Annotated in this window: 19 protein-coding genes; 14 read left to right on the plus strand and 5 right to left on the minus strand. The window is 33.1% G+C overall.

Features of this window, described 5'->3' with window-relative positions; all coding sequences use genetic code 11:
* Positions 1–5: 5 nt before the first annotated feature.
* The 5 genes from AC3IF2_RS09850 (at position 6) to AC3IF2_RS09870 (ending at position 5,295) form a co-directional block, all read left to right on the plus strand.
* Positions 6–335: a DUF4286 family protein gene (locus AC3IF2_RS09850; protein ID WP_489166870.1), complete on the plus strand. Its 330-nt coding sequence runs from the start codon at positions 6–8 to the stop codon at positions 333–335.
* A complete protein-coding gene (gene rsmA / locus AC3IF2_RS09855) occupies positions 335–1,111 on the plus strand; it encodes a 16S rRNA (adenine(1518)-N(6)/adenine(1519)-N(6))-dimethyltransferase RsmA (protein WP_489166871.1) in 777 nt (258 codons plus the stop codon). Before AC3IF2_RS09850 ends, rsmA begins: the two co-directional genes overlap by 1 nt.
* Positions 1,101–2,450 carry a magnesium transporter gene (gene mgtE / locus AC3IF2_RS09860; protein ID WP_489166872.1) on the plus strand — a complete coding sequence of 450 codons (1,350 nt, stop codon included), beginning with the start codon at positions 1,101–1,103 and terminating at the stop codon, positions 2,448–2,450. Before rsmA ends, mgtE begins: the two co-directional genes overlap by 11 nt.
* Before the next feature lie 142 nt (positions 2,451–2,592).
* A complete protein-coding gene (locus AC3IF2_RS09865) occupies positions 2,593–4,278 on the plus strand; it encodes a glutamine--tRNA ligase/YqeY domain fusion protein (RefSeq protein WP_489166873.1) in 1,686 nt (561 codons plus the stop codon).
* A gap of 39 nt (positions 4,279–4,317) precedes the next feature.
* A complete protein-coding gene (locus AC3IF2_RS09870) occupies positions 4,318–5,295 on the plus strand; it encodes a polyprenyl synthetase family protein (protein WP_489166874.1) in 978 nt (325 codons plus the stop codon).
* Here the strand turns inward: AC3IF2_RS09870 and AC3IF2_RS09875 are convergent.
* Positions 5,292–5,939, minus strand: a complete 648-nt coding sequence (locus AC3IF2_RS09875) for an alpha/beta hydrolase (RefSeq protein ID WP_489166875.1) — start codon at positions 5,937–5,939, stop codon at positions 5,292–5,294. The genes AC3IF2_RS09870 and AC3IF2_RS09875 overlap by 4 nt on opposite strands.
* Before the next feature lie 10 nt (positions 5,940–5,949).
* The gene (locus AC3IF2_RS09880) at positions 5,950–7,476 is read right to left on the minus strand and encodes a GH3 auxin-responsive promoter family protein (RefSeq protein WP_489166876.1); all 1,527 of its coding nucleotides are present in this window, start codon (positions 7,474–7,476) and stop codon (positions 5,950–5,952) included.
* A 142-nt stretch (positions 7,477–7,618) separates the two neighbouring features.
* On the opposite strand from AC3IF2_RS09880, the gene purE reads away from it, so the two are divergent.
* A complete protein-coding gene (purE, locus tag AC3IF2_RS09885) occupies positions 7,619–8,104 on the plus strand; it encodes a 5-(carboxyamino)imidazole ribonucleotide mutase (protein WP_489166877.1) in 486 nt (161 codons plus the stop codon).
* A complete protein-coding gene (locus AC3IF2_RS09890; RefSeq protein ID WP_489166878.1) occupies positions 8,101–10,137 on the plus strand; it encodes a M3 family metallopeptidase in 2,037 nt (678 codons plus the stop codon). The genes purE and AC3IF2_RS09890 overlap by 4 nt, the downstream gene beginning before the upstream one ends.
* Here AC3IF2_RS09890 and AC3IF2_RS09895 read toward each other — a convergent pair.
* Positions 10,129–11,061: an aldo/keto reductase gene (locus tag AC3IF2_RS09895; protein WP_489166879.1), complete on the minus strand. Its 933-nt coding sequence runs from the start codon at positions 11,059–11,061 to the stop codon at positions 10,129–10,131. The two genes, AC3IF2_RS09890 and AC3IF2_RS09895, sit on opposite strands and share 9 nt — an antisense overlap.
* Positions 11,062–11,069: 8 nt before the next feature.
* A complete protein-coding gene (locus AC3IF2_RS09900) occupies positions 11,070–12,302 on the minus strand; it encodes a glycosyltransferase (RefSeq protein ID WP_489166880.1) in 1,233 nt (410 codons plus the stop codon).
* Positions 12,303–12,392: 90 nt separating this feature from the next.
* Here AC3IF2_RS09900 and lpdA point away from each other — a divergent pair, with 90 nt between their 5' ends.
* The 3 genes from lpdA to AC3IF2_RS09915 all read left to right on the plus strand — a co-directional run bounded on the left by lpdA (position 12,393) and on the right by AC3IF2_RS09915 (position 15,730).
* Positions 12,393–13,799 carry a dihydrolipoyl dehydrogenase gene (gene lpdA / locus AC3IF2_RS09905; protein ID WP_489166881.1) on the plus strand — a complete coding sequence of 469 codons (1,407 nt, stop codon included), beginning with the start codon at positions 12,393–12,395 and terminating at the stop codon, positions 13,797–13,799.
* 12 nt (positions 13,800–13,811) lie between these two features.
* On the plus strand, positions 13,812–14,261 hold the full coding sequence (locus AC3IF2_RS09910; RefSeq protein ID WP_489166882.1) for a YybH family protein: 450 nt from the start codon (positions 13,812–13,814) through the stop codon (positions 14,259–14,261).
* Positions 14,262–14,371: 110 nt separating this feature from the next.
* Positions 14,372–15,730, plus strand: a complete 1,359-nt coding sequence (locus tag AC3IF2_RS09915; RefSeq protein ID WP_489166883.1) for an anthranilate synthase component I family protein — start codon at positions 14,372–14,374, stop codon at positions 15,728–15,730.
* Here the strand turns inward: AC3IF2_RS09915 and AC3IF2_RS09920 are convergent.
* On the minus strand, positions 15,727–16,101 hold the full coding sequence (locus AC3IF2_RS09920; protein WP_489166884.1) for a hypothetical protein: 375 nt from the start codon (positions 16,099–16,101) through the stop codon (positions 15,727–15,729). The genes AC3IF2_RS09915 and AC3IF2_RS09920 overlap by 4 nt on opposite strands.
* A 127-nt stretch (positions 16,102–16,228) precedes the next feature.
* Between AC3IF2_RS09920 and panD the strand changes: the two genes are divergently transcribed.
* The 4 genes from panD to AC3IF2_RS09940 all read left to right on the plus strand — a co-directional run bounded on the left by panD (position 16,229) and on the right by AC3IF2_RS09940 (position 20,696).
* Positions 16,229–16,615: an aspartate 1-decarboxylase gene (panD, locus tag AC3IF2_RS09925; RefSeq protein ID WP_489166885.1), complete on the plus strand. Its 387-nt coding sequence runs from the start codon at positions 16,229–16,231 to the stop codon at positions 16,613–16,615.
* A gap of 108 nt (positions 16,616–16,723) precedes the next feature.
* The gene (locus tag AC3IF2_RS09930) at positions 16,724–17,554 is read left to right on the plus strand and encodes an alpha/beta hydrolase (RefSeq protein ID WP_489166886.1); all 831 of its coding nucleotides are present in this window, start codon (positions 16,724–16,726) and stop codon (positions 17,552–17,554) included.
* Positions 17,555–18,970: a lytic transglycosylase domain-containing protein gene (locus AC3IF2_RS09935; RefSeq protein ID WP_489166887.1), complete on the plus strand. Its 1,416-nt coding sequence runs from the start codon at positions 17,555–17,557 to the stop codon at positions 18,968–18,970. It abuts the gene before it with no gap.
* A gap of 151 nt (positions 18,971–19,121) precedes the next feature.
* A complete protein-coding gene (locus AC3IF2_RS09940) occupies positions 19,122–20,696 on the plus strand; it encodes a lytic transglycosylase domain-containing protein (protein WP_489166888.1) in 1,575 nt (524 codons plus the stop codon).
* Positions 20,697–20,727 lie beyond the last annotated feature (31 nt).

The raw sequence follows: 20,727 nt of genomic DNA on the forward strand, positions 1-20,727 counted from the left end.
TATACATGTACATATATAACGTAACAATAAATATTGATGAATCAGTTGAAAACGACTGGCTCAGATGGATGCAAGAAAAGCATATACCTGAAATGTTAGACACCGGTAAGTTTACCGAAGCAAAAATGTGTCAAGTAATGGTAGAAGAAGAATTGGGTGGTGTTACTTATTCAGTTCAATATACAACCGACAGTAAAGAAACACTAGATCTTTATTATCATCATGACGCTGATAGATTACGTGAAGACGCCATAAAACTTTTTGGCAATAAATTTGTTGCGTTTAGAACCGAATTAGATGTAGTACATCACACCAAAAACTTCATTAAATCTTAATGTCGGTAAAAGCAAAAAAACATCTTGGTCAGCATTTTTTAAGAGATGAAAATATCGCCAAAAAAATTGCCGATTCACTTACTAAAAATGGTTATAATGATGTTTTAGAAATTGGCCCTGGCATGGGTGTCTTAACTAAGTATTTATTAAAAAAAGATTTTACAACTCATGTTATTGAAATTGACTCAGAGTCAGTTGAATATCTAAAAGCACATTACTTAAATTTAGCAAATAGAATTATTTCAAAAGATTTTTTAAAGCTAAATCTAGATGATTATTTCGAAAGCAAGCAATTCGCAATAATTGGTAATTTTCCATATAATATTTCATCTCAAATTGTTTTTAAAGCTTTAGAAAATCGTCACCGTATACCAGAGTTTTCTGGCATGTTTCAAAAGGAAGTTGCCCAACGCATAGCCGAAAAACCTGGTTCTAAAACCTATGGAATCCTTTCTGTGTTAACACAGGCTTTTTATAATGCAGAATACCTTTTCACTGTTCCGCCAAGCGTATTCAATCCGCCACCTAAAGTAGATTCTGGCGTAATCAGACTTATCCGTAAAGAAAATTACACACTCCCAGTTGATGAAAAATTGTTTTTTCGAGTGGTAAAGACAGCTTTTAATCAACGTAGAAAAATGCTACGCAGCAGTTTAAAAGCTTTTAATCTTTCAGATAAATTAAGAGAAGATGCTATATTTGCGCAACGTCCTGAACAATTATCGGTTGAGGAGTTTATCAGTTTGACGCAAAAAATAGCAAACGATGCCATTTGAATTAACCAAAGAATTTTTAGAACAAGTTGAGTTGCACATCTCTCAATTAGATGATAAGGCTATTCTTACATTGTTGGAAAATGAGCATTACGCTGATATTGCAGAAGTCTTAGAGGAATTAAATTTTGATAATGCTGTTTACATTATCAAATTATTAGATAGTGAAAAGACTTCGGATATTTTAATGGAACTTGACGAGGATACTCGTGAAAAAATCCTAAAAAATCTATCTGCCAAAGAAATTGCAGAAGAACTTGAGGAGCTAGATACTGATGATGCAGCAGATATGATTGCTGAATTGCCAGAAGAGCGTCAAGAAAGTGTTATTTCTGCGATAGAGGATGAAGAACACAAGGCGGAAATTGAGGAATTACTGGCTTATGATGAAGACACCGCTGGAGGTTTAATGGCAAAAGAGTTGGTTAAAGTTTATGAAACTTGGACCGTCGCAGGTTGTCTACGAAGAATTAGAGGGCAAGCTAGAGATGTTAGAAGAGTACATTCAATTTATGTAGTCAATAAACAAGAACAATTAATCGGTAGACTTTCGTTAAAGGATTTGATCATAGCTAAAAATGAGGAAAAAATTGCTGATATCTATATTACAAATGTCGATTCTGTTCATGTAAATGATCACGGTGAAGAAGTTGCCAAAGTAATGGCTAAATATGACTTAGAAGCAGTTCCTGTAATAGATGATAATCAAGTCTTATTAGGTAGAATTACGATTGATGATATTGTTGATGTATTAAAAGAAGAAGCCGACAAAGATTATCAATTAGCTGCTGGTATTACAGAAGATGTTGAAGCCGATGATTCTATTTTTGAACTTACAAAAGCGCGCTTACCTTGGTTAATTTTAGGGTTAATTGGCGGATTAGGTTCTGTTATTATTATGGAAGGCTTTGAAGATGCCTTAGCCAAATACAAACATTTATTTTTCTTTACGCCTTTAATTGCCGCAATGGCAGGTAATGTTGGCGTGCAATCTTCGGCAATTATAGTTCAAGGTTTAGCTAACAATACTGTAAAAGGAAGCTTGTTTAACCGTTTAGTTAAAGAAGTAGGGTTAAGTTTAATTAATGGTCTTGTATTAGGTATTTTAGTTATTCTTGCTGGGTTTGCCATGAAAATGGATATTACTTTTAGCTTTACAGTAGCTATATCTATGATTAGTGTAATAATAATTGCTGCATTAATAGGAACATTTGTTCCGATTATTTTAGATAAACGTGGTATAGATCCTGCAATTGCAACTGGCCCATTCATTACCACCAGCAACGATATTTTTGGTATCTTTTTATTCTTCTATATTGCTAAAATTATCCTTGGTTTTTAAAGTTTAAACCTCCTTAAACCTTAAGTCATTTTGAACAAATGTGAGAAATATAGATTTCTCAATCGCAAGCTCTTTTCGAAACGACATATTAATAATCTCAGCTCACTTATTTTAGCTATTTTTGCATGTCAATTTTTAGAAGATGTCTGAAGAAAAAAAATCATTAAACTTTTTAGAGCAAATTATTGAAGAAGATTTAGCAAATGGTTTCGATAAAAACAAATTGCGATTTCGTTTTCCGCCAGAGCCAAATGGGTATCTGCACATTGGTCATGCCTCTTCTATCTGTCTAAATTTTGGATTAGGATTGAAATATAATGCGCCTGTAAATTTGCGTTTTGACGACACTAATCCTGCCAAAGAAGAGCAAGAGTATGTTGATGCCATTAAACATGACATTAAGTGGCTAGGCTTTGAATGGGAGAATGAATTGTATTCTTCAGATTATTTTCAACAATTGTACGATTGGGCTATTCAATTAATAAAAAAAGAAAAAGCTTATGTAGACAATCAGTCTTCAGAAGAAATTGCTAAACAAAAAGGCACACCAACAGAACCGGGTACAAACAGCCCTAATAGAGATCGTTCTGTAGAGGAAAATTTAGAACTCTTCAACAAAATGAAGAATGGTGAATTTGATGAAGGTTCACATATTCTTCGTGCTAAAATAGACATGACTTCACCAAATATGTTAATGCGTGATCCTATTATTTACAGAGTACTAAAAAAAGCCCATCATAGAACTGGCAATGATTGGAATATTTACCCAATGTATGATTGGACACATGGCGAATCAGATTATATAGAAAGTATTTCACACTCTTTATGTACATTAGAATTCAAATCTCATAGACCACTATATGATTGGTTCTTAGATCAAATTTATGATGGCGGCATTCGCCCTAAACAACGTGAATTTGCTCGTAGAAACCTCAGCTACACGGTTATGAGTAAGCGTAAATTATTGCAATTAGTAGAAGAAGGTCATGTTGCCGGTTGGGATGACCCGCGTATGCCAACGATTTCTGGATTACGACGTAGAGGTTATACTCCCAACTCCATCAGAAAATTTAGTGAAGTTGCGGGTATTGCAAAGCGTGATAATGTTACAGATGTAGCACTATTAGAATTTTGTGTAAAAGATGATCTAAATAAAACCGCGCCTAGAGTGATGGCTGTGTTAAACCCTGTAAAGCTAGTTATCACAAATTACCCTGAAGGAAAAGAAGAATGGTTAGATGCAGAAAATAATCCTGAAGACGAAAATGCTGGCAGCAGAAAAGTTCCTTTTTCAAGGGAAATTTATATAGAGCGAGAAGACTTCCGTGAAGAAGCAAATAAAAAATTCTTCCGGTTAAAATTAGATAAAGAAGTTCGCTTAAAGAATGCATATATAATTAAAGCAGAATCTTGTACTAAGGATGAAAATGGCGAAATCACAGAAATTAATTGTACTTATGACCCACTTAGTAGAAGTGGTAGTGACACCGAAGAAAGCAAGCGTAAAGTAAAAGGCACCTTGCATTGGGTTTCTATTCAACACGCCGAAAAAGCCGAAGTGCGTATGTATGATAGATTGTTTAATAATGAAGCTCCAGATGGCCATAAAGACAAAGACTTTAAGGAATTTATTAATCCGGATTCTTTAACTATTAATAAAAATGCTTTTGTTGAACCAAGTTTAAAAGAAGCAAAGATTGGAGACCGTTTTCAATTTCAACGTTTAGGATATTTCTGTGTAGATAATGATAGTACTTCTGAAAATTTAATGTTTAATAGAACTGTGCCTTTACGAGATAGTTGGGCAAAGATTGAGAAGAAAAATTAAGATTCTATTTACTGATAATGATGTACATTTGATGCTCCAATGAAAGTTGTTGAGCAAATAAAGTCCCCTATTCAGCAAGAAATGGAACTCTTTGAAGAAAAGTTCAAAGAGTCAATGATTTCTAAAGTTCCGTTACTAAACAGAATTACGCATTTTATCATTCGCCGTAAAGGAAAACAAATGCGACCCATGTTTGTTTTTTTAGTGGCAAAAATGGTTTCTGGCGGTAAATTTAAAGATAAAACCTATCGCGGTGCTTCGCTAATTGAATTGATACATACAGGTTCTTTAGTTCACGATGATGTTGTTGATGATAGTAATCGTCGTCGAGGATTTTTCTCTCTTAATGCTTTATGGAAAAATAAAATTGCTGTTTTAGTTGGTGATTATTTATTCTCTAAAAGTCTTTTGTTATCTGTTGATCATGATGATTTTGACTTGTTGAAATTAGTTTCAATTGCATTAAAAGAAATGACAGAAGGTGAGTTATTACAAATTGAAAAAGCTCGTCAACTTGACATTACAGAAGAAGTATACTTTGACATTATAAGACAAAAGACAGCAACACTAATTGCTGCCTGTTGTGGAATCGGTGCTGCATCTGTAGATGCGCCTGAAGACGAAATTCAACAAATGCGAAAATTTGGAGAATTGATAGGTATTGCTTTTCAAATTAAAGATGACCTTTTTGATTATACCGATGGTAAAATTGGTAAGCCAACTGGCATCGATATTAAAGAGCGAAAAATGACTCTTCCACTAATTTATGCATTAAACAATTGCTCAGTTAAAGAAAAGAAATGGTTAATTAATTCTGTAAAGAATCATAATAAAAATAAAAAAAGAGTAAAAGAAGTTATTGCTTTTGTAAAACAGAAAGGCGGTATTGGATATACCAATAAAAAGATGCATGAGTATCAGATAAAAGCTTTAGAAATTTTAAATTTATACCCTGATTCAGAATATAAGAAATCACTTACAGAAATGGTAAATTATGTAATAGAAAGAAAGATTTAATCTTTAATAAGTTGTTGAATCACATCTTTTTTTACTTCATGTTTTCCTTCAAAAGAAGTCATTGTAGCCGAGTCACCAAATAAATTATAAAAACGTTTCTTCTCTTTATTGAGAAGTTCTTTATTTAAATATTCATCTTGTGTACCATATATAAATGAAACTTTAGTTTTATCATCTGAAAATTCAAAATCTTCTTTAGTAAGTTCATTAGGGATTCTTCCTGAAAGAAATACTAACTGTTGACATTTTAATTTTCTCTTAGCTACATATCTTGCAGCAACGGACACACCTTGAGAATAACCTAAAACTATCAAATTAGTAGTACTAGGTAATTTTTCTGCCTCTAAAACAGCATCAAAATACGTCATTACATTTTCAATTTCTTTTAAAGTATTTTCTTTTGTAAGCCAACTGGCTCCAACATGTTTGTATGTTGAACCCAAATAGTGTTTACTCTGAGCCTGAGGAGCAATAATATAATTCTCATCACTATTTAATTCACCAAAATATCTTAAGAAATACCTACTTAAATACCCAATACCATGGCAAACAAACCAAATGTTTTTTGTTTTATCTGTTAAACTATTTAACGTTGAATATGAATTTGCAGCAGTATAAGAAACTTCTTTTTCGATAGCGATCATTTAACTATTTTTAAGTAGTGTATAACTGTTCTGACTGCCCAAGTAATTCTTCAATAAAATCTCTATTATTTGCAAGTCTAGGTACTTTGTGTTGACCACCTAGTTTCCCTTTTTGCTTCAACCAATTATAGAACATTCCTTGTTTTGCTATATGAACCTTTGGCATATCTAACGTCATATTATTATAACGTTTCGCTTCATAATCAGAATTTATGGATTTTAATGAATTATCTAACAATTCAGCAAAATAATCGATATTCTTGGGTACCTTTTTAAACTCAATTATCCATTCGTGAGCTCCTTTAGAATTACCATCCATAAATATTGGCGCAGCAGTATAGTCAGTAATTTCTGCATTTGTTTTTTTACAAGCTTGCCTTAAAGCATCTTCTGCGTTTTCTATAATTAGTTCTTCACCAAATGCATTGATATAATGTTTGGTACGCCCAGTAATTTTAATTCTATAAGGGTTCAACGAAACAAATTTTACTGTATCACCTATTAAATACCTCCAAAGACCTGAATTCGTAGTAATCACCACTGCATAATTCTTATCTAATTCTACTTCCTGTAAAGGAATGGCAATCGAATCTTCTCCATGATATTGATCCATTGGTATAAATTCATAGAAGATTCCATAGTCTAACATTAACAATAGATCGTTAGAATTATTAGAATCTTGAATTGCAAAAAACCCTTCTGAAGCATTGTACGTTTCGTAATATTTAAAATCGCTTTTAGGTAATAGCTTTTTATACTGTTCTCTATATGGATTAAAGTTTACACCTCCATGAAAATAAACTTCAAGATTAGGCCAAACTTCTAAGATATTTTCTTTGCCAGATTTTTCGAGCACACCATTTAATAAAACTAACATCCAAGAAGGTACACCAACAAGGCTTGTCATATTTTCATCTATAGTCTCATTAATAATTGCCCCCATTTTAGTTTCCCATTCGCTCATTAATGCCACTTCTGTTTTTGGAGCACTACTAAAGTCTGCCCAAAAAGGCATGTTTTCTATAATAATAGCTGATAGATCCCCGAAATACGAATTGTTATCCTCATAAATTGCACTACTACCACCTAAACGTAAGCCTTTTCCGTTAAACAATCCTGCACTCTCATTATTATTAATGTATAATGCAAGCATATCTTTACCCGCCTTTAAATGGCAGTTTTCTAAAGCCTCATTACTTACAGGGATAAACTTGCTCTTCGCATTAGTAGTACCGCTAGACTTAGCAAACCACTGAATATTACTTGGCCAAAAAAGATTTTGCTCACCTTTTCGAGTTCGTTCGATTAAAGGTTGAATAGATTCATATTGCTGTATCGGAACTCGTTCTGAAAAGGTTTTATAATCATAGATCGTCTTAAACTCATATTGTTTACCAAATTCGGTGTTCTGGGCAACTCCGAGTAATCGAATCAATAATTCTTGCTGTACATCAATCGGATATTTTAAAAATAATTCCATTTGATGTTTTCGTTTCTTTAAAAACCACGAAACAACAGTATTGAATAAGGGTAACATTGATTTTTGAGTTCGTTAAATTCAACTAAAAACCAGTCTTTAAAAACCAGTTTTTATAGTATCTTTAGCCAATAAAAATACAATATTTCTTGATATCAGTTTTGACTGATTTTAAGTAAATTAAAATCTTTTCTTTAAAATTATGGCTAAAGTTGGTATTATTATGGGTAGCAATTCTGATATGCCTGTTATGCAGGATGCTATTGCTATTTTACATGACCTTAATATAGAAACCGAAGTAGATATTGTTTCTGCACATCGTACACCGGATAAGTTGGTTGATTACGCAAAAAATGCACACTTACGTGGAATTTCAGTCATTATAGCTGGTGCAGGAGGTGCCGCTCATTTACCTGGCATGGTCGCTTCTATGAGTCCGTTACCAGTAATTGGCGTACCAGTTAAATCGCGTAATTCTATTGATGGGTGGGATTCTATTTTATCTATTTTGCAAATGCCAGGTGGAGTGCCTGTAGCAACTGTTGCGTTAGACGGTGCAAAGAATGCCGGCATTTTAGCAGTACAGATAATTGGATCGGCCAATAAAGATGTTTTACAATCAATTATAGATTATAAAGAAGGATTAAAAGAGAAAGTAAACAAAGCTGCCGAAGATTTAAAAAAATGAGTAACCCACTTCTAGAGAAATTCAACACCAAACATACTACCGCCCCATTTTCGAAGATTAAAGAAGAGCATTTTAAGCCTGCATTTAAAGAAGCTATTAATCTCGCTAAAGCGGAAATTGATGAAATAACAGCTAATACAGAAGTTCTAACTTTTGAAAATATAATTGAAGCTTTAGAGTTTTCTGGCCAAACATTAGATCGTGTTTCTTCTATCTTTTTTAACCTTAATTCGGCTGAAACTAATGATGAAATTCAAAAAATAGCACAAGAAGTTTCACCTTGGTTATCTGAATTTTCGAATGACGTTAGATTAAACGAAGAATTATTTAAACGTGTAAAAGCTGTTTATGAAAACCGCAATAATCTTAATTTAACAACAGAACAAAATACGTTACTCGAAAAAAAATATAAAGGGTTCTCTAGAAATGGTGCCAATCTAAATGAAACTGATAAAGAGAAACTTCGAGAAATAGATAAACAACTCTCACAACTTTCATTAAAATTTGGTGAAAATGTCTTAGCAGAAACCAACGCTTACGAGTTGCATATTACCGAAGAAGGTCAACTTAAAGGTCTATCTGATAGTGCCAAAGAAGCTTCTGCGATGACAGCAAAACAAAAAGAAAAAGATGGCTGGATATTCACATTAGATTATCCGAGTTATGTGCCGTTTATTACCTATGCTGATGACCGCAAATTACGAGAACAATTGTCAAAAGCTTTTGGTGCAAGATCATTTCAAAAAAATGAATACAACAACGAGCAAATTGTTCTCGATATTGTTAAGCTTCGCCATGAACGTGCTAACTTGTTAGGTTATAAAACGCATGCTGATTTTGTTCTCGAAGAGCGTATGGCCGAAACACCCGGTAAAGTATTGTCCTTTGAAAATGATTTACTCAAAAAAGCTAAACCAGCCGCTAAAAAAGAATATAAACAATTGGTTGAACTGGCAAAAAAGGACGGAATCGATCAACTCCAAAAATGGGACGGTGCTTATTATTCTGAAAAATTAAAAAAGCAACTATTCGATTTAGATCAAGAACAGCTAAAGCCCTATTTTAAATTAGAAAATGTCATAGAGGGTGTCTTTACTATTGCCAATAAATTATTTGGCCTCAACTTTAAAAATGTTAATGACATTGATAAATATCATGAGGAAGTAATGACGTATGAAGTCACCAATTCTAAAGGTAATTTTATAGCAATATTTTATGCAGATTTCTTTCCGCGTAAAGGAAAGCGAAATGGTGCTTGGATGACCTCTTATAAAAGTCAGTGGAAGAAAGGCAATGAAAATTCTAGACCACATATTTCTATTGTATGTAATTTTACCAAACCTACAGAAACCAAACCTTCGTTATTAACTTTTAACGAGGTAACCACACTGTTTCATGAGTTTGGTCATGCCCTACATGGTATGTTGGCAAACACCATCTATCCTAGCCTTTCGGGTACTTCTGTTTATTGGGATTTTGTAGAACTACCAAGTCAACTACTGGAAAATTGGTGTTATGAAAAAGAAGCCTTAGACTTATTTGCTCGTCATTACCAAACCAATGAACCTATACCGATGGAATTGGTTCAAAAAATTAAAGATTCTTCTAGTTTTTTAGAAGGTATACAAACCTTACGTCAATTAAGTTTTGGCTTATTAGACATGGCTTGGCATGGTGCCGGCGAGTCGCCGGAGACAATTACTTCGGTAAAAGATTATGAAACTAAGGCTTTTTCGGGTACACAGTTATATCCTGATGTGCCAGAAAACTGTATGAGTACCGCTTTTTCACATATTTTTCAAGGTGGTTATTCTTCTGGTTATTATTCATATAAATGGGCGGAAGTATTAGACGCGGATGCTTTTGAGTATTTTAAAGAAACTGGCATTTTTAATAAAAAGACAGCTAAGAAACTTGAAGAGAATGTACTATCTCAAGGAGGCACAGAAAAACCAATGACTTTATATAAACGTTTTAGAGGTAAAAAGCCTAGCAATGAAGCTTTGTTAAAAAGAGCAGGTTTGTTAAATTGATCTGATATAGTTATACATCTTTTCCCGACCTTTTGCATTTGGCAGATTACCATAACCAGCCATCATATTATCAATTACATGGTGAGGTTTTGAGGTGCCAGGAATCACACAAGTAACCAAATCGTTGGAAAGAATAAATTTTAAAAAATACTGTCCCCAGCTATTAATATCATATTCTTTACACCATTCAGGTAATTGTTTGCCTCGAGTGATTCTAAAAAGCGAACCACTTTCATAAGGTTGGTTGATCAAAACTGCTGTCTGATTTTTTCTGATGGTTTCAAACAAAGATTTCTCTGCATGTCTTTCTCTAATAGAATAATTGAATTGTACGAAATCTGGTTTTTCTTGTTTGATAATTTTTTCTAAAGATGTATGAGATGAATTTGTATAATGGGTAATACCCCAATACTTTATTTTGCCTTTTTCTTTCCACCCTTTGAGTGTTTTCGCATGAGTTTTCCAATCAACTAAATTGTGAATCTGCATTAAATCTATTTGCTTACGGCGCATCAATTTAAATGACTGCTCCATTTGACGAATACCGGCATCTTTCCCAGAAGTCCAAACTTTAGTAGCATAGAAAAATTTATCTGCTAATCCCGATTTTGTCGTTAAATCACCTACCACTTTTTCTGAGCTTCCATACATAGGTGAAGAATCGATAACACCTCCTCCTAATTTTTGCATTTCTTTAAGCACTTGCATCAGCACAGTTCTTTCTTCAGATGAATTACCCACATCAAAGGTTTGCCAGGTACCTAAACCAACAACAGGTAATTTTTCTTTTGAAGATGGAATAGCTCTTTGCAACATATTTTCTTTTAGATTCAATGATAAAAAACTGGGGCTAATCAATAATCCTGTTGTAGCAAGTCCAGCTAGTTTAAGAGCTTCTCTTCTAGTAAGTTCATTTGTTTGCATGCCTAAATTTACGAATTCTTAGCTTCAATCCACTTACTTAAATATTTAGTGCTTTGTAATGAGTGATATTGTAACAACCTTCCTAAAAAGTTTTTAGTTCTATGGGTTTCTAAATTAATTTGGAGTTCTTCAATTCTATCGACTAATCTTTGACCTAACTCTTCTTTGTCATACAGTTGATTGATGAGTTTAATTCCATTTTGTTGTGATTGCTCCCAAAGCAACTTATTCGAATATAATTCTACAGCCTCTTTTGCAAATAATTCTGGATTATCTTCTATAAATCCATTCCATGGTAGATTACTATGCATCCCTTCAGCACCAATAGAAGTGGTCATACTTGGCGCTCCACAAAGCATCGCTTCGGTAAGCTTTCCTTTTATACCAGCTCCAAAACGTAAAGGGGCTAACACAACTCGAATATTTCTAACAATTTCTTCAGGTTTATCTGTATGCCCTTTGATTAAAAACCCTTCTCTTTCATTGTGTAAATCATTTACTTGTTGCGTAGCATAAGCTACATACACATGCAATTCGGCTTTGGGTAACTGTTTTCTAATTAGTGGCCAAATAATTTTTTTTAATAGTAAAATAGCATCTACGTTTGGATCATGTAAACAATTACCTATTATCGTAAAATGCTTGCGATCTTCAAACCTTTTCCAAGAATCAATATGATCTTTATCTATCTTATTTAGTAAAAATGGAATGTGATACAAAAGCTCTTTATCTACCTTAAAGATTCGCTCTAGTACATCCATTTCATACGTAGAAATCATCAATGATAAATCACATCGAAGTATGGAAGCTATTTCACGTTTTGCCAAATCAAATGCAAGCAAATCTTCTTCTTTAAAAGCCCTATTCTCTTTTAAAGCTTGATGACGTGCTTTTCTAAGTGTATGAAAATCTTCAGTATCTAAAATCCGTAAAGCGTTAGGGCAATTTTCAGCAACCCGCCATCCAAACTGTTCTTCGGTCATAAAGCGATCAAACATCACGATATCTGGATTTAATCTCTTTACAAAGTCATCAAAAGAAGCATCGTTTAATTTAATTTCAACCTCATCAATCCCCAAAGAAGAAAGATTTGTCGCTTTTTCATTTTTTTGAGCTGTAGAAGCAAATGTTATTTTCCAGTCTTGTTTTAAAAAAACCTCTATGAGCTGTAACATTCTACTTCCCGCCGCTGAAGAATTAGGTTCTACCCAAACATAGCCTATTATCAATACGTGATTCATATCACAAAATAAACGATAATTAACTAGCATTCCTAGTTTCAAGAACTCAACAAATATGATTACTTTTGTGTTTCAAAATTTAAAATACACATGAGTACATACGATGTAGCCATTATTGGCTCTGGTCCTGGAGGATATGTAGCAGCAATTCGTTGCGCGCAATTAGGTATGAAAACTGCAATTATAGAAAAATACGATACCCTTGGTGGTACCTGCTTAAATGTTGGTTGTATCCCTTCAAAAGCCTTATTGGATTCTTCGCATCATTATGACGATGCTGTTAAGCATTTTGAAGAACACGGTATTGAAATCACTGGAGAGGTAAAAGCCAGTTTAGAGAAAATGATAGCTCGTAAACAAAATGTTGTTGATACAAACACGGCAGGTATTAAATACTTAATGGATAAAAATAAAATTGATGTGTATCATGGTTTAGGGTCTTTTAAAGATGATACCCACATCAATATCGCTAAAGCAGATGGAAAATCAGATGAGATTGAAGCTAAAAATACGATAATAGCAACAGGCTCAAAACCATCAACGCTGCCATTTGTCAAGCTAGATAAAAAGCGAGTTATTACTTCTACTGAAGCACTTAGTTTAAAAGAAATACCTAAACATTTGGTAGTAATTGGTGGCGGAGTTATCGGATTAGAATTAGGACAAGTTTATCGTCGTCTGGGCGCTGAAGTTTCTGTAATTGAATATATGGACAGAATCATTCCGACAATGGATGCTGCACTATCTAAAGAATTACAGAAAGTATTAAAAAAACAAGGTGTAAAGTTTTATACCAAACATAAAGTAACAGCAGTAAAAGCTTCTGCTAAAGAGGTTACTATTACAGCAGATGATAAAAAAGAACAGCCAGTAGAATTTAAAGGTGATTATTGCTTGGTTTCTGTAGGTAGAAGACCATACACTGACGGATTAGGATTAGAGAATGCTGGTGTAAAAATGACTGAAAGAGGTCAGGTTGAAGTAAATGACCATTTACAAACTAATGTGTCAAACATCTATGCTATTGGCGATGTGGTTCGAGGCGCTATGTTAGCACATAAAGCAGAGGAAGAAGGTGTTTTTGTAGCCGAAACTTTGGCAGGACAAAAACCACATATTAATTACAATTTAATTCCTGGCGTGGTTTATACTTGGCCTGAAGTTGCTGCAGTAGGTAAAACAGAAGAAGAGCTTAAAGAAGCTGGTGTTAATTATAAATCAGGACAGTTTGCTATGCGTGCATTAGGGCGATCTAGAGCAAGTGGTGATATCGACGGGTTTGTAAAAATATTAGCAGATGCAAATACTGATGAAGTTTTAGGCGTACACATGTGTGGTGCTCGTGTAGCTGATCTTATTGCAGAAGCTGTTACCGCGATGGAGTTTAGAGCTTCTGCCGAAGATATTGCGCGTATGAGTCATGCACACCCAACCTATGCCGAAGCGGTTAAGGAAGCGGCTTTAGCTGCAACAGATAACAGACCATTACACAGTTAAAACAATTATAAGATGAGATTTCTTTTTACGTTCGTATTTTTAATAACCACAGTAATTATGGTCATAGGCCAAGAAAAAGAAGTCTCATCTTCTTATCAAATTTCCAAAAAGGAAATTACCCAAATGTTAAACCAAGATGCTAAGTATTGGAGCGACGGTAATATTGAAGCCTTTATGGAGAGTTATATAAAATCTGACAGTTTGGTTTTTATTGGCAGTCGAGGTTTAACCTATGGTTGGCAACAAACCTTAGAAAATTATAAGAAAGGATACCCTACCAAAGAGCATATGGGTACTTTAAGTTTTGATTTATTGGAGTTTAAAGAACTAGCCTCAGATGTTTTTTTGGTTATCGGAAAGTACAATCTAAAAAGAACTGTTGGTGATGCCAGTGGTTATTTTTCTATCATCTTAAAAAAGATTGATGGTAAATGGAAGATCATTGCTGATCATTCATCGTGACTTGTTTGAATGATAATAATAACTTGTCATTCCGCACTCGATGCGGAATCCAGAAAAAACACCTCATAGATTCCTGCCTTCGCAGGAATGACAAATAGTTAAATTCCTCATTGCGTACTTCAAAAAAAATAAAACTTAAAAACATTACTGAATTCAAGGCTAAGTTACTTGTTTGGTCGCAACAATTTGATGAAGTAGTTTGGTTAGATAGTAATGAGTACCCTCAAAAGTATTCGAGTTTTGAAGCTGTATTAGCCATAGATGCAAAGTCACGATTAGCATGTAATTCTAAAGATGCTTTCGCAGAATTAAAACAGTACAAAAGTAAGGTCAATGATTTCATTTTTGGCTATTTAAGTTATGATTTAAAGAATGCAGTTGAAGACCTTTCTTCTAATAATTTTGATGGGTTAAACTTCCCTGAATTGTATTTCTTTCAACCAAAGAAATTATTCTTTTTAAAGGATGATGAATTAGAAGTTCAATATCTAAAGGAATACGAAATAGAATTAGAGAATGATCTTGAGCAAATACGTCATTACGAGGAAAGTCAGTCTGAGCTTGTCGAAGACTGCAACCGAAGTAATCTCACTAATAATAAACAGATTGCCGCAAATTTTCAAGAAAATTCTCGCAATGATGTTAAGATTCATAAGCGTATCACTAAAAAAGAATACTTACAACACTTAGATACGATTTTGCATCACATCCACCGAGGTGATATTTATGAGATGAATTTTTGCCAAGAATTTTATGCCGAAGACGCAGCAATCAATCCGTTTAAAGTGTATCAGCATCTAAACGAAATTTCTTCTCCTCCGTTTGCTACTTTCTTAAAAGCGAAGAACAAATTTCTATTATCAGCCTCACCTGAGCGTTTTGTGAAAAGAGAAGAAAACAAAATCATTTCACAGCCAATTAAAGGAACTGCGAAACGTTTACAAAAGAAAAAACTAGATAAAAAACTAGCAGATCGACTGGAAAACGATGAAAAAGAGCGTTCAGAAAATATTATGATTGTCGATTTGGTTAGAAACGACTTATCTAAAACAGCTATTAAAGGTTCTGTAAAAGTTGAAGAATTATGCAAGGTGTATTCTTTTAAACAAGTACATCAATTAATTTCTACGGTTGTTTCTGAAGTCGCTCACACAACTGACAGTATCGATATTATCAAAAGCCTCTTCCCTATGGGAAGTATGACGGGGGCACCTAAGATCTCTGCTATGCAAATCATCGAAAAAGAAGAAAGCACAAAACGAAGTTTATACTCTGGTGCTGTTGGTTATTTTACACCTAAAGATGATTTTGATTTTAATGTGGTGATAAGAAGTATTCTATATAATGAAGCTAAGCAATATTTATCTTATTCGGTTGGTGGAGCCATAACGGCAAAATCAGATCCTGAAAAAGAATACCAAGAATGTTTATTAAAAGCTATTGCCATGAAAAAGGCGCTTAAGAGCTAAAAACTACAAGCAAAATCATTTGTTTTCCATATAATTATTCCAATTGATAAGACCTCAAAAGGAATGTCTTGCTCGCCACTTCCAATTATGCCTATTAATTCTCCAGAACAATTATAAACAGGAACAACTTTACTTATTGCGGGGTTACAATCTCCATAAATAAAAACTGTATTATCATTGTATGTAGATTGACTTATATAACAATATTTAGAATCTTCGGTTATATTTTGATTTCTCTGTTCTATTTCATTTCTAAGCCATTCTAAGTCTTGAGCAGGATTTTCTACTGAACAGGTGTTAACATTTACGTCATCAGAATTACAACTAAAAAGCAGAAAAGAAACAAGAAAAATATTCAGTGCCAATTTCATAATATTGTTATTTTATAATCAGTAGATTCTAATATTTAAAAAGGTTGCTTCATTATTATATTATTTTTTAGTAACGTAAATTCTTTTAGAAAATGTAAATTTGCCGAAATTTTTTAAAGCCATAATTATGGATATCAACATGCTTAAATGCAAAATACACAATGCCACCGTTACTGAAGCAAATCTAAAGTATGTAGGCAGTATTACAATCGATAGTGACCTATTGGATGCGTCTGGCATGTTAGAGTATGAAAAAGTGCAGGTAGTAAATGGTAATAATGGCGCTCGAATAGAAACTTATACATTTAGAGGTGAGCCTGGAAGTGGTATTATCTGTTTAAATGGAGCAGCGGCTCGTCATTTTGAAGTTGGTGACGAAATCATTATCATGGCTTATTGCCAATTAAATGCTGAAGAAGCCAAAGAACATAGACCTACTGTTGTTTTAGTAGATAATAAAAACAATATTACTAAAGTTGGTAACTATGAAGAGAATGGTGTGATTGGTTCATAATTCTCTCCTTTTTAATTAGAAAATTTCATTTTAAAGTTTTTAGCAGTTTTTAACATTTTTGCAATTTGAGGAATGTCATTATCTATTTTTGGTTACAAACCTAGCTAAATGACAAACCAAGAATTTGACTTTAATTTTTATAACACAAAATTTTATGGTCAATATTTTCAGTTAAAAACTGTAAAAGGTGTCGTTGTATTGGTTCATGGTATGGGTGAACACTTAGGTAGATATACTTCATTTGTTATTCCTAAACTTACAGGGCAAAATTTAGCAGTAATTGCTTACGATCAATTTGGTCATGGTAAGACCCAAGGTAAAAGAGGTCATAATCCTGGTTATTCGTATCTATTAGATTCACTTGATGCAGTTGTAAAGAAAACACAAGAATTATTTCCGAATAAACCTCTTTTTTTATATGGTCATAGTATGGGTGGTAATGTTATTATCAATTATATTCTAAAAAGAAAACACCCATTCAAAGCAGCCATCGCTACAAGTCCTTTATTACGATTAGCTTTTCAACCTCCAAAATGGAAATTGTCTGCTGGTAGAATCCTTAAAAAAATTGCACCGTCAATTACTATGCCTAGTGAATTAGATGTAAATGCTATTTCTCGCGATCCTGCTGAAGTAAAAAAATATGTAGACGATGTATTTGTCCACGATAAAGTAAGTGCTAATTATTCATTATCTGTTTTCGATGCTGGCGAATGGGCCATAGAAAATTCGAATCAATTAACCGTACCTGTGTTAATTATCCATGGTACTGGCGATCAAATAACAAGTCATAAAGCATCTGAGGAATTTGCTAATAATAGTAACAAAAAAGCTGAATTACATTTATTTGAGGGTGGTTATCATGAATTACATAATGACTTAGAAAAGGAAGCTTTTATACAAACTATTTTAAACTGGATTAATAACCAAATCAATTAAATGAAGAAACTCCCCTTTACTACCCTTCTAATCTTCTTAGCAAGTATTTTACACTCACAAGATGGCCTTTTAACGGAAAGTTCAAACGACTTGGTGTATTCTGAAAACTTTGAAACTTCATCAATGAATATATCACATGAATCTTCTTTAAATGAAGAATCTATAAGCGATTTAAAAAATAAAAATGTTTTTAATTCTGAAATTTTAAAACAACGTTTAGAGACACTTAATGAAAAAACACCATTTGACGTACCCTATAATGCTACTGTAGAACGATTTATTAGAGTTTATCTTAAAACTAGAAAGGATGATTTTTCGAATCTAATGGATAAGGCCAAATATTACTTTCCTCTTTTTGAAGAATACCTTGACAAATATGATTTGCCATTAGAAATTAAATATTTGGCAATCGTCGAATCTGCTTTAGAACCTAATGCTAAATCAGTTTCAGGTGCAAAAGGATTATGGCAATTTATGTATCATACAGGTAAACAGTTCGACTTAAATGTAACCTCCTATATAGATGAGCGTACTGACCCTATAAAAGCTACACAAGCAGCTTGTCAATATCTAAAAAGTTTGCATAAAATTTTTGGCGATTGGGATCTTGCTTTAGCAGCTTACAATTCTGGGCCTGGTAATGTCTCTAAAGCTATAAGACGCTCGGGTGGAATGCGTAATTATTGGAACATCCGTAACTACTTGCCAGCTGAAACAAGAGGCTATTTACCTACTTTTTATGCTACTTATTATTTGTTTGAATATGGAGATGAGCATCAGATTTATCCTAAAAATAATGATATTACTTTTCACGAAACCGACACCATCCTAGTAAAAAACAAGATTACTTTTAAAGAAATAAAAGAGCGATTTAATATTAATGATAAGCTATTACGGTTTTTAAATCCGCAATATCGTCTGGGCATTATCCCACATTCTAAAGAGAGGAAGCATTACCTAACTTTACCAAAATCAATGATTAACAAATTTGTTTCCTGCGAAAGTGAAATATACAACATAGCTCAAAAAAATCTTAAGAAAGAACCTTTTACTTTTTTTATTCCCAACAAATCAAATAGCTATGTAGTTCGAGCAAATGATAATTTAAGTTCGATCGCCAAGAAATTTAACATTTCAATTGCGCAAGTAAAGCAATGGAATGGCTTACAAACTAATTATATTATTGAAGGACAACGTTTAGTAGTTACTAGTAAAAAGCTAAATAAGCTTGACCTTATTGATAAAACTGAATTACCTAAAAACCATCAAACATATGTAGTTAAAGAAGGTGATTCACTATGGCGAATTTCAAAATTATTTCCTAATACTACCATTACCCAATTAAAAAGCTGGAATAATCTCTGGAGTGTTTCCTTTTTAAAGCCTGGAACCAAACTGAAAATTTTAACAAAATAATTACAATCTAAACCCAGATAAGGCGTTATCTTTTTTTAGTAACCCAAAACTAAAACATCCTGCCTTAACTATTACTTTAAAAAGTGATTTAAATAATTTAATTACATTTGTTTTTGCCGTTAATTGAGTAGTGGCATTATTTTAAAAAGATATGACGATGACGAAACCCCTTCTTATAGCCCTAATGTCATTTTTTTCTATTGCTGCATTTGCGCAAAAAGAAAATAATACAAAACCTCTTGATAGTAAAGATGCTAAGCAAGCTAAAAATGTTGATTTTGGAGGAAATGTAGTTGCTAAGAAAAAAGACAATTCTAAAGACACTTTAAAATTAGTAAACCATAAAGAAGCTACTTTAATTGATAGTTTGTGGTTAAATTCTATGTATCAATCACCTTTGTATGATTCGATAGAATATGTATTGTCTGAATCACAAATCAAAGATGAAACTTCTGTTGATCTTTCAACAGAAATTTTAAAGGAACGTTTGGCTTATTTAAATAGTAAAACACCTTTTAATGTAGAATATAATCCTTCTTTAGAACGTATTATAAAATCGTATTTAAAACATCGTCAAAAGTCATTAGCTGAATTAATGGCTAAAGCGAAGTATTACTTTCCGATGTTCGAAGAACATTTAGATAAATACGACCTCCCTTTAGAAATAAAATATCTAGCTATAGTTGAATCTGCTTTAAGACCACGTGCCCGTTCGCGTGTTGGGGCATCAGGCTTATGGCAATTTATGTATTACACGGGCAAACAATTTGGACTAGATGTTAGTTCTTATGTAGATGAGCGCCACGATCCGTTAAGAGCAACTGAAGCTGCTTGTAAATATCTAGCAAACTTATATGGTATTTTTAATGACTGGGATCTTGCTTTAGCAGCTTATAATTCAGGACCTGGTAATGTTTCTAAAGCTATTCGCCGATCTGGAGGTAGTAAAAATTATTGGAATATTCGTCATTATTTACCTCGAGAAACTGCAGGTTATCTACCAGCTTTCTACGCAACATATTATATTTTAGAATATGCCGATAAGCACAATATTGATGTTACAAAAAACTACATCAATAATTTTGAGACAGACACTATTCATGTAAAAAGGCAATTAACCTTTGAGCAAATTAATAAGGTATTAGATACAGATGATGAATTGTTAGAATTTTTAAATCCACAATACAAATTGAATATTATTCCGTTTGTAAAAGATAAAAATTACACGCTGAGATTGCCTAAAGATCTTATTGGTAAATTCGTGTCTAATGAGGCGCAAATTTATGCTTTTGCGGAAGCTGATGAAGCTAAAAGAGAAAAGCCATTACCAAAATATTTTGAACCAAAAAATAGAATTCGTTATAGAGTTCGAAATGGTGATTATTTAGGGAAAATTGCACAGCGTTATGGCGTTGGTGTATCTCAAATAAAACGCTGGAATGGATTGCGAAGTAGTCGTTTAAGAATTGGACAACGTTTGACAATTTATCCAAGAGGTTTTTCCAAAACTAAAAAGAAAAGTAATACATCTAATACTAAGAAAACTGTTGCCATTGCCACTCCAAAAGGTAAATACACAACATATACTGTACAGAAAGGTGATTCGCTTTGGTTAATTTCTAAAAAATTTCCTAAAGTTTCTGTTAGTCAAATCAAAAAATGGAACAATATTTGGAGTGTAAAAAGTCTAAAACCAGGTACCAAACTTAAAATTTATAAAGGATAATTTTTGAGTTTGTTATCATAACATAACTAAC

Source organism: Maritimimonas rapanae, from assembly GCF_057837205.1.

Excerpts from the sequence above, each read along its gene's own strand:
- AC3IF2_RS09850 (WP_489166870.1), top strand. The coding sequence starts at position 6 with ATGTACATATATAACGTAACAATAAATATTGATGAATCAGTTGAAAAC.
- rsmA (WP_489166871.1), top strand. The coding sequence starts at position 335 with ATGTCGGTAAAAGCAAAAAAACATCTTGGTCAGCATTTTTTAAGAGAT.
- mgtE (WP_489166872.1), top strand. The coding sequence starts at position 1,101 with ATGCCATTTGAATTAACCAAAGAATTTTTAGAACAAGTTGAGTTGCAC.
- AC3IF2_RS09865 (WP_489166873.1), top strand. The coding sequence starts at position 2,593 with ATGTCTGAAGAAAAAAAATCATTAAACTTTTTAGAGCAAATTATTGAA.
- AC3IF2_RS09870 (WP_489166874.1), top strand. The coding sequence starts at position 4,318 with ATGAAAGTTGTTGAGCAAATAAAGTCCCCTATTCAGCAAGAAATGGAA.
- AC3IF2_RS09875 (WP_489166875.1), bottom strand. The coding sequence starts at position 5,939 with ATGATCGCTATCGAAAAAGAAGTTTCTTATACTGCTGCAAATTCATAT.
- AC3IF2_RS09880 (WP_489166876.1), bottom strand. The coding sequence starts at position 7,476 with ATGTTACCCTTATTCAATACTGTTGTTTCGTGGTTTTTAAAGAAACGA.
- purE (WP_489166877.1), top strand. The coding sequence starts at position 7,619 with ATGGCTAAAGTTGGTATTATTATGGGTAGCAATTCTGATATGCCTGTT.
- AC3IF2_RS09890 (WP_489166878.1), top strand. The coding sequence starts at position 8,101 with ATGAGTAACCCACTTCTAGAGAAATTCAACACCAAACATACTACCGCC.
- AC3IF2_RS09895 (WP_489166879.1), bottom strand. The coding sequence starts at position 11,061 with ATGCAAACAAATGAACTTACTAGAAGAGAAGCTCTTAAACTAGCTGGA.
- AC3IF2_RS09900 (WP_489166880.1), bottom strand. The coding sequence starts at position 12,302 with ATGAATCACGTATTGATAATAGGCTATGTTTGGGTAGAACCTAATTCT.
- lpdA (WP_489166881.1), top strand. The coding sequence starts at position 12,393 with ATGAGTACATACGATGTAGCCATTATTGGCTCTGGTCCTGGAGGATAT.
- AC3IF2_RS09910 (WP_489166882.1), top strand. The coding sequence starts at position 13,812 with ATGAGATTTCTTTTTACGTTCGTATTTTTAATAACCACAGTAATTATG.
- AC3IF2_RS09920 (WP_489166884.1), bottom strand. The coding sequence starts at position 16,101 with ATGAAATTGGCACTGAATATTTTTCTTGTTTCTTTTCTGCTTTTTAGT.
- panD (WP_489166885.1), top strand. The coding sequence starts at position 16,229 with ATGGATATCAACATGCTTAAATGCAAAATACACAATGCCACCGTTACT.
- AC3IF2_RS09930 (WP_489166886.1), top strand. The coding sequence starts at position 16,724 with ATGACAAACCAAGAATTTGACTTTAATTTTTATAACACAAAATTTTAT.
- AC3IF2_RS09935 (WP_489166887.1), top strand. The coding sequence starts at position 17,555 with ATGAAGAAACTCCCCTTTACTACCCTTCTAATCTTCTTAGCAAGTATT.
- AC3IF2_RS09940 (WP_489166888.1), top strand. The coding sequence starts at position 19,122 with ATGACGATGACGAAACCCCTTCTTATAGCCCTAATGTCATTTTTTTCT.